Annotated in this window: 11 protein-coding genes; 3 read left to right on the top strand and 8 right to left on the bottom strand. The window is 50.9% G+C overall.

Annotation, left to right across the window (positions count from 1 at the left end; translation table 11 throughout):
- Nucleotides 1-25 precede the first annotated feature (25 nt).
- Nucleotides 26-1,084 (top strand): acyltransferase family protein, encoded by a 1,059-nt coding sequence (locus ccrud_RS12995; RefSeq protein ID WP_066568675.1) that lies wholly within the window; start codon nucleotides 26-28, stop codon nucleotides 1,082-1,084.
- Nucleotides 1,085-1,234: 150 nt separating this feature from the next.
- On the opposite strand, the gene ccrud_RS12990 is transcribed toward ccrud_RS12995, so the two are convergent.
- Genes ccrud_RS12990 through ccrud_RS12980 form a run of 3 tightly spaced genes read right to left on the bottom strand, consistent with a single transcriptional unit; the run spans nucleotide 1,235 to nucleotide 5,029 of the window.
- Entirely contained in the window at nucleotides 1,235-4,315 is a 3,081-nt protein-coding gene (locus ccrud_RS12990) for a DUF3367 domain-containing protein (RefSeq protein ID WP_082868820.1), read from the bottom strand.
- On the bottom strand, nucleotides 4,293-4,496 hold the full coding sequence (locus ccrud_RS12985; RefSeq protein ID WP_066568674.1) for a DUF2613 domain-containing protein: 204 nt from the start codon (nucleotides 4,494-4,496) through the stop codon (nucleotides 4,293-4,295). The genes ccrud_RS12990 and ccrud_RS12985 overlap by 23 nt, the downstream gene beginning before the upstream one ends.
- Before the next feature lie 23 nt (nucleotides 4,497-4,519).
- Nucleotides 4,520-5,029 carry a universal stress protein gene (locus tag ccrud_RS12980; RefSeq protein WP_066568671.1) on the bottom strand — a complete coding sequence of 170 codons (510 nt, stop codon included), beginning with the start codon at nucleotides 5,027-5,029 and terminating at the stop codon, nucleotides 4,520-4,522.
- A 65-nt stretch (nucleotides 5,030-5,094) separates the two neighbouring features.
- On the opposite strand from ccrud_RS12980, the gene ccrud_RS12975 reads away from it, so the two are divergent.
- Nucleotides 5,095-6,255, top strand: a complete 1,161-nt coding sequence (locus ccrud_RS12975; RefSeq protein WP_074025532.1) for a glycoside hydrolase family 3 N-terminal domain-containing protein — start codon at nucleotides 5,095-5,097, stop codon at nucleotides 6,253-6,255.
- A gap of 63 nt (nucleotides 6,256-6,318) precedes the next feature.
- Nucleotides 6,319-8,010: a VanW family protein gene (locus ccrud_RS12970; protein WP_066568669.1), complete on the top strand. Its 1,692-nt coding sequence runs from the start codon at nucleotides 6,319-6,321 to the stop codon at nucleotides 8,008-8,010.
- 159 nt (nucleotides 8,011-8,169) lie between these two features.
- On the opposite strand, the gene ccrud_RS12965 is transcribed toward ccrud_RS12970, so the two are convergent.
- From ccrud_RS12965 to ccrud_RS12945, 5 genes are read right to left on the bottom strand one after another with little or no spacing between them, the layout of a single operon-like run.
- Nucleotides 8,170-10,503, bottom strand: a complete 2,334-nt coding sequence (locus ccrud_RS12965; RefSeq protein WP_245670284.1) for an arylsulfatase — start codon at nucleotides 10,501-10,503, stop codon at nucleotides 8,170-8,172.
- 31 nt (nucleotides 10,504-10,534) lie between these two features.
- Nucleotides 10,535-12,148, bottom strand: a complete 1,614-nt coding sequence (locus tag ccrud_RS12960) for a dipeptide ABC transporter ATP-binding protein (protein ID WP_066568666.1) — start codon at nucleotides 12,146-12,148, stop codon at nucleotides 10,535-10,537.
- A gap of 8 nt (nucleotides 12,149-12,156) precedes the next feature.
- Nucleotides 12,157-13,065, bottom strand: a complete 909-nt coding sequence (locus ccrud_RS12955; RefSeq protein ID WP_066568658.1) for an ABC transporter permease — start codon at nucleotides 13,063-13,065, stop codon at nucleotides 12,157-12,159.
- Nucleotides 13,062-14,021, bottom strand: a complete 960-nt coding sequence (locus tag ccrud_RS12950; protein ID WP_066568654.1) for an ABC transporter permease — start codon at nucleotides 14,019-14,021, stop codon at nucleotides 13,062-13,064. The genes ccrud_RS12955 and ccrud_RS12950 overlap by 4 nt, the downstream gene beginning before the upstream one ends.
- Before the next feature lie 30 nt (nucleotides 14,022-14,051).
- Nucleotides 14,052-15,491, bottom strand: a complete 1,440-nt coding sequence (locus ccrud_RS12945) for an ABC transporter substrate-binding protein (protein ID WP_245670282.1) — start codon at nucleotides 15,489-15,491, stop codon at nucleotides 14,052-14,054.
- Nucleotides 15,492-15,503 lie beyond the last annotated feature (12 nt).

Genomic DNA, 15,503 nt, shown 5'->3' with positions numbered 1-15,503 from the left:
TCCGCTAAACTCGCATGTTGAAATAATGTCTACCCAATCATATGCACCCATCCGCCACCGCGGATTCATCAGCTCACTCGAGGGACTTCGCGCGATCGCCTCCCTGGGCGTATTGGCAACCCACGTTGCTTTCCAAACCTCCGTGGATCCTGCCACACATATAGGCGCGGTGCTGGCGCGTTTTGATTTCTTCGTCGCAGTATTTTTTGCACTTTCTGCATTTGTTCTATGGCGCCGACGCTCTAAGCAGCGGATGAGAGTTTATTATTTCAAACGCTGTGCCCGCATCATGCCCGCATATCTAGCCACCGTGATAGCAGTATTGTTATTCATCCCCACTGGGCCGTGGCTGGCCAATATCACGATGACGCAAATCTATTGGCCACATGGACTAATGGCAGGGCTAACCCACATGTGGTCCTTGTGTGTAGAAGTAGCCTTCTACCTGGTAGTTCCCCTTTTGGCGTGGCTTTTGGGGAGATTTGATCGGCCGGTGCGCATTGTTCTTATTGCTGGTGGTGCTGCATTAAGTCTGGTGTGGCCATGGATTCCGTTGGTGGAATCATCCATTGACCAGGGCCTGCCTAATATGCAGATCTGGCCACCTGCCTATGCATGTTGGTTTGCCGTGGGCATGATTGCTGCGGAATTAGAGGGTATTCGTTTCCCTAGATTGCCTAGTTTTGTGTGGGTGTTTTTAGCGTTGATTGTGGCCTGGATAGCAGGTCAGGAATGGTTTGGCCCCTTAGGTTTAGTACACCCTAGTCCTGGGGAATTTAACCTGCGAATTCTGGCTGGCACAGTATTTGCAGCGCTGCTTGTGGTGCCTTATGCCTTGGGCACACCTTCACGGATTTTGGATTCTGAATGGATGAAAACTCTCGGCACCTGGTCATATTCCATCTTCCTGTGGCATCTACCTGTGCTGACCATTGTGTTTCCACTTCTAGGAGTGCCCTTATTTAGTGGTTATTTCCTGCTGGTGTTTGCCGCAACTGTGCTTATTACGATTCCAGTGGCCGCAATCAGCTACACCTTCATCGAAGAACCCATCATGAACTGGACCCGGCGCGTCACTCGCTAGGGTGTTCCGATTCACCATAAGACAGGGTGATGAAGCTAAAAATGGTGAATCCTCACATTGCTGCCTTGGAGGCATGAAATATACAAAAATAGTGATGTTCTGTGTGTCTGTTTAAGCGCCGAGGAAGTGGTGCGCCATACAAATACTCATTCAGGATTTCGGAGCTCTTAAATCGCCAACAAATAGGGCAGCCACAGAAATTCCCACTAACAGGGCTAATATTGGCGAATCACCTGGGTATGCGGCGGCTGGCCAGGGGGCTTGGGCGAGCCACAAACCGCAAATGCTTAAGGGCAATCCGGCCATCACCCAGGTGGGGATCAGGGTGTATCGCAACAAAAGCCAGAAGCCGAGCGCTGGGATAAACCACCAGCCCAACATCGGTATCAGGGCCACCACTGCCCAGGGTGCGTTGCGGGTGTCTTTCCACGCAGGATTGTGTGCTTCTCGACGCCTCCCCACAACAAGGCATCCCAATACCAGCAGCACAGCTAAGGTGGCTCCGCCGAACAGGGACAGCCGGTAAGGTTTTTCACCTTCGAAAGAAAAGCTCAAGTGACCAGATACACCTGCGGGAATGATGAAACCTTGGGAGGAGGCATCGAGCTCGATGGGGGAAAGGGAGGATGCGTCGAGAAGCGCTTGGGTGCCTGGATTGAAAGAGCGCGTGGTGATGAGCACTCGGTCGTCGGTGGCTGCTTCAATATTTGTGGCTGGTTGCACGCTGGCGTGCGGTACTGATTCGGTGAGCGTGACCCATTCTGATTGTGTGCGCAGCATATGCGTGCCAGGCGTTAGTTCGAGTGGGCCGCAGGGGATGGGTTCTCCGTCGAGTTCTAGGGTGGCGCAGGATTGGGCATCTACTGTTACCGACATGTGGCGTGGAACAGTAAAGGCTCGATCTAAAAATGAGGTGGGAACAGTGAGGCGTTGGAACACAAATTGCTGCACCTCAGGAGATGTTTCCGGCACGGTGATGGTGCGGCTTAGTCCCTCGAGGATGAGTTCGGAGATACCCACAAAACCGTCGAATTCGATCCGTGCTTCAGGCTGCGCCAAAGTGACGGTGGTGGTGCGGCCTTTGGGGAATTCACGGACCATGACGGAATCGCCGGAGGTAATCGTGGCGGTAATCGTGGCGCGCGGGGAAATGGACAAGGTGGTGCCAGTACCTGCGACTTCGAGCCAGGGGGACGTATCTCCGGGAGTGGGGTACCAGGCGGTGTTGTGGCGGCCATCGAGAAGTGAATTAAGCGAACGATCTGGTTGTGCGCCGCCAAAGGAGGTGGCATCAGAACCAGAAGAGGACGCCGTGATGGATCCTTGCTGTACCACCGTGGTCAGCGGGCCTGCGGAAGGGTAATCCACCAGTCGATTCTTCACTTCAGTTTCCTCAAGACTGCTCAGTGCAGCGGAACTGGTGCCATCGCCGTAATTGGTGCCCACAAGCTGGGGAGTATCAGTGACGATCTGGGCGCTATCGCCAACTAATGTGCGCGGTGAATAGCTATTGATTGTGTCCAAAAGTGACAAGATTTCACCACCTCCAGCAACGGTGGGCAAAGGATCTGCGGTAATCCACATATCCCGATTTGGGTCGATGAGATAAACATCCACTTCGCCGAAGGTATGTTTTTCACCAGGAAGCTCTAGCTCTGGTTCTTCTTTTAGCGCTGTGTCTAGATCATGTCTGACCAGCACCGCACCGATTCCTAAACGCTTCAAAGCTTCATCACTAAATGATGCCTCCAGGCCGTCAAGCCCACGAATGGCTTCTGGCGGGACAAGCGGAATAGCATCGCGGACAGCCCACGGCACATCAAGAAGCGGTTGGGCGGGTTCATCTCTCGTCCATCCCCAATCCTGGCGTGCAAAAGGAGAACTTGGCCACATCAACGTGCGGGTGCCAGCCGCATTGTCATTGATAAAGTTCGTGGCTTCATACCAATACTCCGGTACTTTTTCCCACGTACCTTGCGGTAATAAACGGGCAGACCAGGCGGGAGCCAATGCACCTGCAGCAATCAACACCACGAGAAGGCCTGCGGCTTGGCGTTTGTGGAGTGTCTTGTGTGTTGAGTGCTTGGCAGCCCCATGACGCAAGGACTGGAGCGAGGGCACTGCGATATGCGACCCCAATGCGGCGATACCCACCATCAAGGGCATGCGAATGAGCAGATCAAATTTATGGATATTGCGTAGTGCCGCTCCGGGACCATCGAGGAAATTTTGGACAGTGGGAATGCTGGCACTGCCGAGGACTAACAGCCCGGTAGCCAGCATGAATGCCCACAAGCCACGGTGTTTGAGCAGGCTCAATCCAATGAGGCCAAGGGCTGCCACCAATACGCTTAAGACCACGAACAGGGCATCGTTGACAAGTAAATATCCAGCTTGGCGTTCGGTATCCACAAAAGGAGTCCAACTGGTGGTGCCTCGAAGTATTTCTACCGGGTTGAGCCAAGAAGTGGTGACGGCGGCGCTTTCAATAAATTCCGTGAATGGTGGGGCGTATTTACCAAGAACCAGCAGTGGGCCAATCCACCAGGCATTAACTGCCAACACGCCTAGTCCCCAGAGCGCAAGCTGGAGGATGCGACCGCGATACAGCAGAATTAACGCTGCCGGAATCAGCGCAGCCATGGTTGCTGTGGCATTGACTGCACCCATGCATGCTGCCGGCAGCAAAGACAGTGCGATGGCGCGGGCAGTGATATTTCGAGATAACAACGGCACGCATACCCACGGTGCCAACATGATGGGCCAGGCTTCAGAAGAAATCGCAGTCAGCGTGGTTAACGTGCGCGGGGAGAGCGCAAACAATAACGCTGCAATGATCCGAAATGGGGGCGTACCAATCTGAAGTTTGGACACCAATACGTGAAACCCAGAAAATCCCACGCCAAGAACCAGCCACCACCACAACCGTTGGGCAATCCAATCGGGGAGGAAATCAGTGATGAGGAAGAACAACCCTTGGGGGAAAAGGTACCCATAAGCCTGGTTTTGTAGTTGTCCCAGCGTAAAAGTATCTGTCCATGCGTGCAGGGCACCACTTAAAAAACCTGCCGGGTTGAGCAACAGATCCAATTTGGTGTCGGCAGCAACCTGCCCAAAAGGCTGACTTAGGGATTGGCAGAAAACAACAAGCCCCAGCGCTATCCAGACATAGAAATGCGCTGAGGAAAGAAAATGGGGAAGTGGCTTTTTAGTCTGCTTCGCGTGAACCATACTCAGGGCCACCGAGCAAAGCATTGTCTGCAGTTATGGCGTTGCCAGTCGGAACAGTGTCCTGACCCGAGATCATTGAGACCCCAGCAACAGCAACAGCACCGACAGCAATACCCACGACTGCGCTTGCAATCGCGGGACCTAGAGTGCGTCGGTTGAGGGAATCAGTTTCATATGCCATGACGTGGAAGAGACTACCAGTTTTTAAGCTCCGCTTGCATCTTCCTGGTCATCTGCCTTGTTATCTCCTGGCTCTGATCCCTGTTCAGCTCCCAGCGGTGGAACTACAAAAACTGGCACCTCAGCATGATGCAATACGCTGTCTGCGGTGGAGGATTGCCAGAGAGATTTCCACCCGGAAATGCCACGAGTGCCAGTAACAATGACATCGGGGCGCAGTTCATCAGCCGCATCCATGATCGCACTCCAAATGGCGGTGGCTGATTCCGCTAAATGCGCTCTTGCTTCTAGCCCTAAGGATTCCGCCAGCACAACCCCTTCTTGGCAGATTTCCAGAGCAGCGGATTGTGCGGGGTCCTCCGCCACAGCGCCTAGGGTGCCAAGCGTCAGAGTGCGCGCAGCTTGTCGATGCAGCGGCTCCCAGGCCGTCAAAATTTCCACTTTGCGCGGCTGCAATAAGGTGGCGGCGTATTCTAAGGCGCGCCGGGATTCGGGTGAACCATCAAAAGCAACCAGCATGGTTTTTTCAGTCATTGGACTCTCCTCACGCGTGTACCGGTTTATGCCCGCAAGCCTACCGACTCCTATAGTTAGAAACCGTGTGGAAGCGATTGAAACCCCTCGTAGCAACTGCCGCAGTGGCAGGTTTGCTCCTTGCAGGCTGTGCAGAAGAAGCTGGTAAGAGCTTAAAAGATCCAAGCAGCTTATCGACGCCTACCTCCACCCCTCCCGAACCCACCGTGGAGGATTTGGCGCGCGCGCAAATCCCGGAGGAACAACGCGCCCAAGTCGCGTCGTTAATGATGGTCGGCGTGGCCAACTATGACCAAGCTTTAGAAGCACTTAACCAAGGTGTTGGTGGCATTTTCATTGGTTCCTGGACCGATGAGAATCTGCTCACTGAACCGGGACGAAATATCGAAGCTTTGCGTGCGGCTGTGGGCCGTGATTTTTCCGTGAGCATCGACTTTGAAGGTGGTCGAGTACAACGAGCCACCAATATTCTGGGTGATTTCCCCTCACCACGTGTGATGGCACAAACCATGTCACCAGAGCAGGTGGAGGATCTCGCAGAAATTCTTGGCACTGCCTTGGCTGCACATGGAGTCACCGTAAACTTTGCGCCGGTAGTCGATGTTGATGCTTGGGGCCTGCCGATTGTGGGCGACCGATCCTTTTCCAATGACCCAACTGTCGCAGCAACCTATGCCACAGTTTTTGCTAAAGGCTTAAGCAAAGTAGGCATCACGCCAGTATTCAAACATTTCCCAGGGCATGGTCGAGCAAGCGGTGACTCACATACACAAGATGTCGTCACTCCTTCTTTAGAAGAGCTAAAAACCTATGATCTGATCCCTTATGGAAAAGCTCTTTCAGAAACAGACGGAGCTGTCATGGTCGGACATATGATCGTTCCTGGGCTTGGCACTGATGGTGTTCCTTCCTCAGTAGATCCAGCTACCTACCAACTGCTGCGAAGTGGTAATTACCCTGGTGGCGTGCCTTTTGACGGTGTAGTTTATACCGATGACCTTTCTGGCATGAGTGCAATTTCTGCCACGCATACTCCTGCCGAAGCGGTATTGGCATCGCTAAAAGCTGGCGCTGACCAAGCACTATGGATTGATTATGCTTCCCTAGGCGCCGCGATTGATCGCGTAGACGCTGCCGTGAGTAGCGGTGAATATCCGAAAGAACAGATGCTGCAATCTGCGCTAAGAGTGCAATTGCTCTACATCACACGTTTTGAGCAAAAGTGAAGTTACCGGCTTGTGACTCCATTTGAGTAGGAATTTTACATTTGTACAGCTAGCCTTTTTGGTGTGAAGCATTCTGGGAAAAAGTCGGCAAACAATCGGACTAAAGGAATCCTCATCGGGGTTCTGGTTGGTCTGATTGCCATTTTTGCAGGCATCTATGCGGTTGATGTCTTCCTCAATAAGGACAACATCCCGCGCGGAACCACCGTTGGTGGTGTCAGCATCTCTAATCTCAGCCCGCAGGATGCCCGGACGAAGCTGGAAACAGAACTCGCGAATGATGTCGTGCAACCAGTCACCGTGACCGCAGGGGAAAAGAGCACTAGCTTTGATCCAGCAGCCTCAGGCGTAGGCATTGATTGGGATGCCACCATCGCAGGTACTGGTGAACAATCCTGGAATCCGATTACCCGTTTTGTCGCGCTGTTTAAAAAATCCGAAGCTCCCATCGTGAGCATCGTTGATCCAGCTGCTTTTGGACCCACCCTAGACCACATGGTGGGAGAACTTTTCCGTGAACCAATCTCTGGAAATCTACATATTGATACAGGAAACCTCGTGGTCAATGACACCATCGATGGCCAAGCTGTTGATCGTGTAGCCCTTGAAGAAGCCGTCACAGAAAACTGGCTTAACCCCCAGGGCGTAAAAGTAGAGCCCAATGTTATTCCGGCAGCTATTAGCCAAGACACGATTGATGAACTTGCCAGTGGCCCAGGATCCAAGGCTGTGTCTAGCCCATTTACCGTCCGTGGCGATAATGACGTAGAAGGCGTTATCCCAGTCGAACGCATGGGAGAAGTCGTAAGCTTCCCAGAAGAAAACGGCAATATCCGCGTTGATATCAATGCAGAAGCAGCTACTGCAATGCTTGCAGAAGGCCTTGCGGAAACTGAAGTTGAGCCCACCAATGCCAAGATTAGTTTCGCCTCTGGTTCCCGCGTTGTCACCCCAGAAGTAACTGGACATGAAATCAATTGGGAACAGACACTTGCTGATCTCCCAAACAATCTCACCGGTGATGCACCACGCACCATTGATGCAATCTACGAAGACACCCCAGCAACATTTACTGCCACTGATGCACAAAATGCCACCTTCAACGAAGTGGTGGGTGAATTTACCACAGGTGGATTCTCTGCAGCATCTGGTACTAATATCCGTCTCACCGCTCAAATGGTTAACGGTGCTGTGGTCTCCCCAGGTGATACTTTCTCCTTGAACGGCTACACCGGACCACGCGGATCTGCCCAAGGGTTTGTGAGCTCAGGCATCATTTTGAATGGCCGTTCTGATACTGCTGTGGGTGGTGGCATCAGCCAATTCGCCACCACCTTGTACAACGCTTATTATTTCGCGGGCCTGGAAGATATCACCCACACTCCGCACAGCTACTACATTTCCCGCTACCCAGCTGGACGAGAAGCCACCATCTTTGACGGCGCAATTGATCTCCAATTCCGCAACAACACCCCATACCCAGTCATGATCAGTACATCAGCTGATGATTCAAACGTGACCGTACAAATCATGGGTGTGGATACCACATCAGTGCAGTCCATTAACAACGGACGATGGGCAACTACCTCACCTAATACCGTGAATGTTTCTGGTGGAAGCTGTGTTCCATCCACTGGTGCACCTGGATTTACCACCTCCGATACCCGCATCATCAGCGATCTTTCTGGCGCTGAAATAACTCGAGAAACTGTCACCACCGTTTATGATCCGTCACCAAATGTGGTGTGTTCCTAACAAGCTCATATTTCCGAAATGAACAGTGCGCTGAATGAAAGATACCTGTTCTATTTTGCTTATACAGATGTGTCTCACGGCCTTATATAAGTAGTGCAAGCGGAAAATGTCCGTGTCTCCCTCATCTACTAGATGAGGGAGACACGGACATTAAAATATTTAGTCGCTAGCAGCTTCTACATCACGTTCCAATTGTGCTAAAATCTCGGGATCATAGGCAGCTTTTTCGCCTGGTACATAACGGACAGAGTGCAAGTTTCCGCTGTATCTAAACGAACCAAATTCAGAGTAAAGTCCCCAGTGAACTGGGCCACCACGGTTAATTCCAACATCAATTCCACTGAACGGAGCGAACCCAACCAAGGCCCAAACATCGGACAGACGTGCAGTTTCTTTGCCGTCTACAATGGTGGTGTGTTCAGCTCGGAAATTAAGCAGCGGGGTGGTACGGAGGGTGATGTGGTGGTCGCCAACTGATAGCTCCCCTGCGTCTACTTCATGGAGGGCACCGTACTCATTTAATGCGAAATAGAGGTGATCATCTTTAACGAATACCACGTATCCTCCTCCTTGGTCTCCATGAGAAACCAACACACCGTGATCACCAGTTTCGAAGGAGACACTGATTTCTACTTCGAATGTGCGAAGCTTTGTGAGCTTGGAAGAACGGTAGCGTTCAAGCTTAGGAGTACCAGGCAACAGAGTGACAGGCTTCTCAAATTCTTCTTCGGCAGGACGCCTGAGGTGCCCCTGAAGGTTAGACCGATCATCCAGTGGAAATACGGTGTTCTGCCAGGCGGCAAACTCCCAAGCTTCGGCTAGTTCACGTAGTTTCTCTGGTTCCTGAGATGCAAGATTTTCAATTTCATTTGGGTCGGTTTCTACGTGATAGAGTTCCCATTCGCCATCATTAAATGGAGTGCCAGGGCGGTGGTTTGCCACAATTTTCCACCCCTTGCTGTAGAAGCCACGATTTCCACCAAATTCGGTGTACTGGTTGGGGTGGGTACTTTCGGCTTCAGCATTCCGAAGAATTGGGGCAAAACTGGTGCCATCGATTTCTTTGGCCGGCAGATTGTTACGAGTGCCAGGATGCTGAAGGCCAGCAAGATCTAACAACGTAGGGGTGAGATCAGTGACGTACTGATATTGCTGACGGATGCCCTCATCTGCATCGTTCTTTGGCAAGCCCTTTGGCCAAGAAACCAAGAGAGGAACTCGGATACCTCCAGCGTAGGTTTGACCCTTGTAATAACGGAATGGCGTGTTAGAGGCGTTAGCCCAACCTTCCGGATAGTGAGTCATAGTTTGCGGACCACCAATAAGATCTGGATCCAAAGGAACATCCTTGTTGAAATCTTCGGGCAGCCCTGGAACATGAGCAAAACGGCTGAAGTAAGAACGTGTACCTTCGGCCCCGCCTTCGGCAGTACCTCCATTGTCAGAAGTAAACACAATGATGGTGTTGTCCAGTTCATCGAGTTGTTCTAGCAGCTCAACGATACGCCCAAGATTTTGGTCTACGTTGTCGACCATGGCTGCGTATACTTCCATGTACTTTGCGTAAATACTACGGGTTTGTTCATCAAGGGAATCCCACTCTGGGATCTTCTTACCTAGTTTGCCCACCGCTTCAGGCAGTGGGGTTCCCTCTGGAATGATGCCATCGCGGATCTGCCGTTGGTGGCGCTCTTTACGGATAGCTTCCCACCCTTGATCGTAGGCACCGCGATACTTATCAATGTCTTCTGGTTTTGCTCCGTGTGGCCCGTGCATAGCAGTGTGTGCAAAGTAGAGGAAGAATGGTTTACGGGAATCTGAAGCGCGTAATCCCTTGATATATTCCAATGCTTGGTCGGTGTAATCATCAGTGAGGTAATAATTATCTGGAGTTTCTTCACGCTGAAGAATGGAGTTGTCCCGGACGATCTGGTTGGGGTGGAAGAACGAATTAAAACCTTCCAAAGCTCCGTAGTACTGATCAAAGCCTCGTTGAATTGGCCAAGTGGACTTATCGGCAGCTGCGTTTAATAGAGCATCACGGGTGAGGTGCCATTTACCGATGGCATAGGTGGCATAACCGTGACCACGAAGGATTTCTGGCAAAGTGGCCACGTCTTGAGCCAATTCTAGTCGGAATCCAGGATATCCTGGGTCGGAGTTTGCCACGCTACCAAATCCCGCTCGGTGTGGATTTAATCCTGTTAACGCGGCAGCGCGAGCAGGAGAGCACACTGGAGTGGTGTGATAATTAGAGAGTCGAATGCCAGTTTCTGCCAGTCGATTAAGGGTGGGGGTTTCAATTTCAGAGCCAAATGGTTCAATATCGCTGTACCCCATGTCATCAAGTAAGACGAGAATAATATTGGGTGAGTTTTCAGGTGCGCGTTTTTCAGCAGGCCAGCTGGGGGTAGATTCTTCGATGGTGCGGCCGATACGACCGTCAAAGTCTTCATAACCGCGGGCATGGGCAGGGATGTTGTGGTGGGACACGTCGAAAAGCTCCTTGTTAGTGTTGTGGTTTTTAAAGAAAGACGGGGGATTGAGTGATGTCAATGCTCGGAACTGCGTCGAGCAGATCCTGCGTGTACTGGGTTTGCGGAGAGGAGTAGACCTCAGCAGTACGGCCATGCTCCATGAGCTCACCGCGGCGTAGCACTGCGATTTGATCTGAAATCTCACCAATTACCGCTAGATCATGGCTGATAAAAATTGAAGCGAAGCCGAGTTCTTGTTGGATATTGCGGAATAGTTCAATTACTTCAGCTTGCACAGATACATCGAGTGCGCTGGTAGGTTCATCTGCGATCACCAATTTTGGCGTCATTGCCAATGCTCGAGCAATGGCGATACGCTGACGTTGTCCACCAGACAACTCATCTGGGAAACGCCGGGCTATCTCAGCAGGCAATGCGACTGCATCAAGAAGCTCAAGTACTCGTGTTCGACGAGTAGCCGAACTTCCAACCTTGTGCACATCGAGAGGCTCCCGGATACTGTCACCGACAGTACGACGCGGGTTGAGTGATGCTGAAGGATCTTGAGGGATAAATGCTAGATCACGCCGCAACGCACGCTGTTCTCGACGATTCAACGAGGTGAGCTCTTTGCCAGCAACAAAAACTTGTCCACCCGTTGGAGCGATGAGTCCTGCTGCCACTCGACCGAGCGTGGTTTTTCCAGAACCAGACTCACCTACTAAACCAAGAATTTCTCCTTCCTTGACAGAAAGGCTGGCATTCTTAATTGCTAAGAATTCTGGATTACCATTGACCGGCGGATACTTGACGGATACATTTGCGAATTCAAGATAAGGCGCAGGCGTTGTAGATGTAGGAAGTGAAGCCGACACCCCAGCGCGGTTAAGGATTGGGACGGCGTCGAGAAGCTGCTTGGTATATGGATGGCGAGGCTCGTTGAAAAGCTCGAGCGTGGTGTTGGACTCGAGGACCTCACCATTTCGCAGCACCGCGACACGATCCGCAAACTGAGCAACAACGCCCATATTATGAGTGATTAGTAATACGCCCATTCCGGTCCGAGCAGTGATTTGGCGTAGCAGGGTGAGGATTTCCCTTTGTACGGTGACATCAAGTGCAGTTGTGGGCTCATCAGCAATCAGCAACTCTGGATCATTTGCCAAAGCTAACGCAATTGCAATGCGTTGTTTCTGGCCACCGGAAAGCTGATGAGGATATTTTTCCAGCACAGCTTCAGGCGCAGGAATCTCCACTTGCTCTAACAATTCTAAAGCGCGCTCACGGATTTGCTCATTGCTGGCTGTACGGTGTGCCCGGATAGCTTCTGAAATTTGCCAACCGATGCGACGTACGGGATTCAAAGCGGATTGTGGATCCTGGAAGATTAACGCAACAGTGCTTCCTCGGAAGTGATTAAGCGATTCCTCCTTGGCCCCAAGAATTTCCTCCCCATTCAATTTGATTGATCCAGTAGCGCTAGCTCCCGGCGGAAGCAACCCTAGCACTGCTCGAGCAGTCATTGATTTACCAGAGCCTGACTCACCGACCAGAGCAAGAGTTTCACCTCGAACTACATCGAGGTCGATTTGCTTAACCGCTGGACGTGGCTGAGAGAAGGTGATGTGCAGATCACGGATAGATAGTAGTGGCGTGGACATAATCATTCCTATCGGATGCGGCGGGACAGGGACTGGGAAATGAGCATTAAACCGAGAGTCAGTGCAATGACAACCAAGAGAGGACCGACTGCAAAGAATGGAGCGTGATAAGCGTAGGCTGCGCCCTCATTAATCAAAGACCCCAAAGAAGGCGTAGGTGGAGTGACGCCAATACCAAGAAAACTCATCGCACCCTCGATGAACACTCCCACTGACATAGCGATGGTCAGCTGCACTAAGAGGGGATCAATACTGTTTGGCAGAATATGATGGCGAAGGATCCAGAGCCGACCAGCTCCGAAAGTTGAAGCAGAATCTACATACGCTAATTCTCGGACACGAAGTGCCTGCGAACGCATTAAACGTCCAAAGACGGGAATTTCTGCAAGAACAACCACAATGAATACGGTGGTTAAACCAGGGCCAAGAATAACGGTAAGAGCGATACCTAAAATAATCGTTGGAAAAGCCAACAAGAGATCAAAGGAACGCTGCAAAATAGTATCGGTAAAGCGCCACGTTGCAGAGACTAAACCGAGGATGCATCCGATGATGGCACCGATTGGCACTGCAATAAAAGTGATAATCAAATTTACGCGGATGCCAAAAAGAGTACGAGATAGCAAATCTCGATTAACTGCATCTGTACCTAGCCAGTGTTGGCTCGAAGGGCCTAGGAGGTTTGCTCCTTGGATTTGTTGGTCAGGGGCAAAAGGGGCCACAATCGGAGCAAATAAGCCAGCGAGAATAACCACAACGATCAGAATTGTGCCGATGAGGCCTCGACCGTGGGTAAGAGCATAGAGATATGGATTCTGCCGTGAAGATCGTTCTTGAGCAGCACCAAGAACCCCCGCATTTGCAGAATTACGAGAATCAGCTGCATTGGCTGAAGTTGTGGAAGTAATAGGAATCATGCGTGAGCTCCAAGTCGAATGCGAGGATCGAGACGGGCGTGAATGAGATCAGTAGTAAGTTGAACTACGACGAAAAGAGCTACTGAGAAAAGCAGAAGTACTTGAACAACCGGGTAATCCCGACTGGTAATGGCCTGTTGCGTGAGATAGCCCAGACCAGGCCAAGCAAAGAGAGTTTCCACGATCACAGCACCACCGAGAAGCTGACCAATTTGAAGGCCGAGAACAGTGACTGCGGGAGGAAGCGCATTGGGGAGTACCTGAGTTAAGAGGATTCTGCGTGGGGATATGCCCAACGCTCGGGCAGTTGTTACATACGAGGAATTCAATTCCCGAGTAATGGAATCATTAAGGAATCGAGTTAAGGCAGCAGCAACTGGTAGAGCGAGAACCAGCGCTGGAAGGACTAAATATTGCAAAGTGATGTCTAGCCGATCAAATAACCCTGCGCGAGGAACACCACCGGCTGGCAGTACAACGAGAATCACACCGAAGAGGATGAGCAATACGGTGCCGGTAACAAAATTTGGGATTGCAACAGCAATAGTCGTGATCGCATTCGACACTGCGCGAGCCCATGATTTACCGCTGAGCTCGACACCCACACTCAGTAATAAAGCGAGGAGGACAGCAAAGAACAGTGCAGTGATTGCGAGTACCACTGTATTGAGTGCAGCCGCACCGATGAGATCTCCGATCAGTCCTCCAATAACCAAAGAGCGACCTAGATCGAAAGTAATAACGGAGAAAACCCAAGCTAAATACTGAGTAAACAGTGGATCATTAAGGCCAAGTTCATCTCGAATGGCAGCTACAGCTTCTGGAGAAGCATCGGCTCCGGCGAGTACCTGCGCAGGATCGCCTGGGATCAACCTCATCAGTGCGAAGATCAGCAAGGATCCAACGATGAGTACACCAAGCGCTGAGGGAATTTTTCGAATGAGATAGTTTTTCATGATTTATTCCTAGTAAGTGTGGTGAGTTGATCATTGAGTGAAATAAACGTCGGAAAGGTCGAGCTCCCCGCGTTTGGACCATCCGATGCCATGAAGATTTCCGGAGGTGATGAATTCCGAATCAGGCGAAGCAAGCTCAATGACAAACGACTGTTCTAGTAAATGCTTATTGAGATCCTTGTAGGCATCGAGTGCAGAGGTACTGTTTGGATCAGTTGTGCGCCAGGATCGTTGAACATCGGCAGCGTATGCATCATGTGAAAAATTTGAACTGTTCTTTATGGAGTTAAAAGGAAACGCGCTAGTGACCAATGTGGCTGGATTATATTGAGCGAAACCATGTCCCAACACCCACAATCCAGGGAAAGAACCATTGCGTAATTGGGAGATCATAGTGGTGTATTCGACAGGCTCTAATTTGGTTTCAATGCCTAATTCCGCCAGATTGGCTGAGATAATTTGGGCAATGTCTTGATGCTCAAGTGAGTTAGAACCGTAGGAGATGGTGATCGTCGGAATACTTCCTACCTGATCTATGAGTTTTTTGGCTAAAGCTACATCACGTTGAGGTGCATCAGCGCTTGGTTCATAAGCAGGGGAATATTCTGGCCAAGGCAATGAAGTAGCCCTTGCACGGTCTTGATAAACCTCTTTAACGATTCGATCTCTATCGACTGCAAGACTGATAGCCTGCCGAACTCGAGGATCTTCCAATCCAGGTGCAGTTACGTTCGCGCCGGCGTATACCATGGAGCCGGTGCCCTGAGTTGTCACAACATTGAATGTGGGACTGTCTTCTACAGCCTTAATATCTCTTGGAAGTGCATCTGCAAGAAGATCTAGTTGGCCAGAACGCAATTGTGAAAACTGAGTTTGTTGGTCTGGAATGACAAGAAGTTCTGCGCCATTAACTGCAGGAGCTCCGTCCCAGTACTCTTTATTTGCTTCGAATTCTATCCGCGATCCTGGATACCATACGACGAATTCAAATGCTCCAGTTCCGATGTACTCTTCACCGTTGACCCACTGATCAAAGGAATTTTTATCAATGATCGGAACGATAGAGAAAAGGTCGAAAATATTATTGGCACGGTCTTCGAGCTCGAGGACTATACGATGTGGGTCAGAAGTATCGTATTTGGTGATGAGCTGAGCAACGCGTGCAAGCTGACCTGCATAGGCAGGATCAGAGTACGTCTGCAGGCTAAACTCCACATCTTTTGATGTAAACGGGCGTCCGTCGTGGAAAGTGACATTTTTTCGTAGTTCAAGGGTGAGAGTTAACCCGTCCGGGGAAACCTCCCAATTTTCCGCAAGTCTCGGTTGCGGATCAAGGGAATCTGCAGGGTAAGAGACCAAGGTGTCGTAGACAAGACCAGTCAGAGTCTGTTCGGAAGCCTTTGTTCCTGAAAAAACTAGAGCAGGTGTTAAATCCGATGTTGTGCCAATACGAACTGTACCTCCTGCCACAGGCTCTCCATT

The sequence above is a fragment of the Corynebacterium crudilactis genome (assembly GCF_001643015.1).
In the GTDB taxonomy this organism is placed as follows: domain Bacteria; phylum Actinomycetota; class Actinomycetes; order Mycobacteriales; family Mycobacteriaceae; genus Corynebacterium; species Corynebacterium crudilactis.
This window is presented reverse-complemented; position numbering and strand designations above follow the sequence as displayed.

Excerpts from the sequence above, each read along its gene's own strand:
- ccrud_RS12995 (WP_066568675.1), top strand. The coding sequence starts at position 26 with ATGTCTACCCAATCATATGCACCCATCCGCCACCGCGGATTCATCAGC.
- ccrud_RS12990 (WP_082868820.1), bottom strand. The coding sequence starts at position 4,315 with ATGGTTCACGCGAAGCAGACTAAAAAGCCACTTCCCCATTTTCTTTCC.
- ccrud_RS12985 (WP_066568674.1), bottom strand. The coding sequence starts at position 4,496 with ATGGCATATGAAACTGATTCCCTCAACCGACGCACTCTAGGTCCCGCG.
- ccrud_RS12980 (WP_066568671.1), bottom strand. The coding sequence starts at position 5,029 with ATGACTGAAAAAACCATGCTGGTTGCTTTTGATGGTTCACCCGAATCC.
- ccrud_RS12960 (WP_066568666.1), bottom strand. The coding sequence starts at position 12,148 with ATGTCCACGCCACTACTATCTATCCGTGATCTGCACATCACCTTCTCT.
- ccrud_RS12955 (WP_066568658.1), bottom strand. The coding sequence starts at position 13,065 with ATGATTCCTATTACTTCCACAACTTCAGCCAATGCAGCTGATTCTCGT.
- ccrud_RS12950 (WP_066568654.1), bottom strand. The coding sequence starts at position 14,021 with ATGAAAAACTATCTCATTCGAAAAATTCCCTCAGCGCTTGGTGTACTC.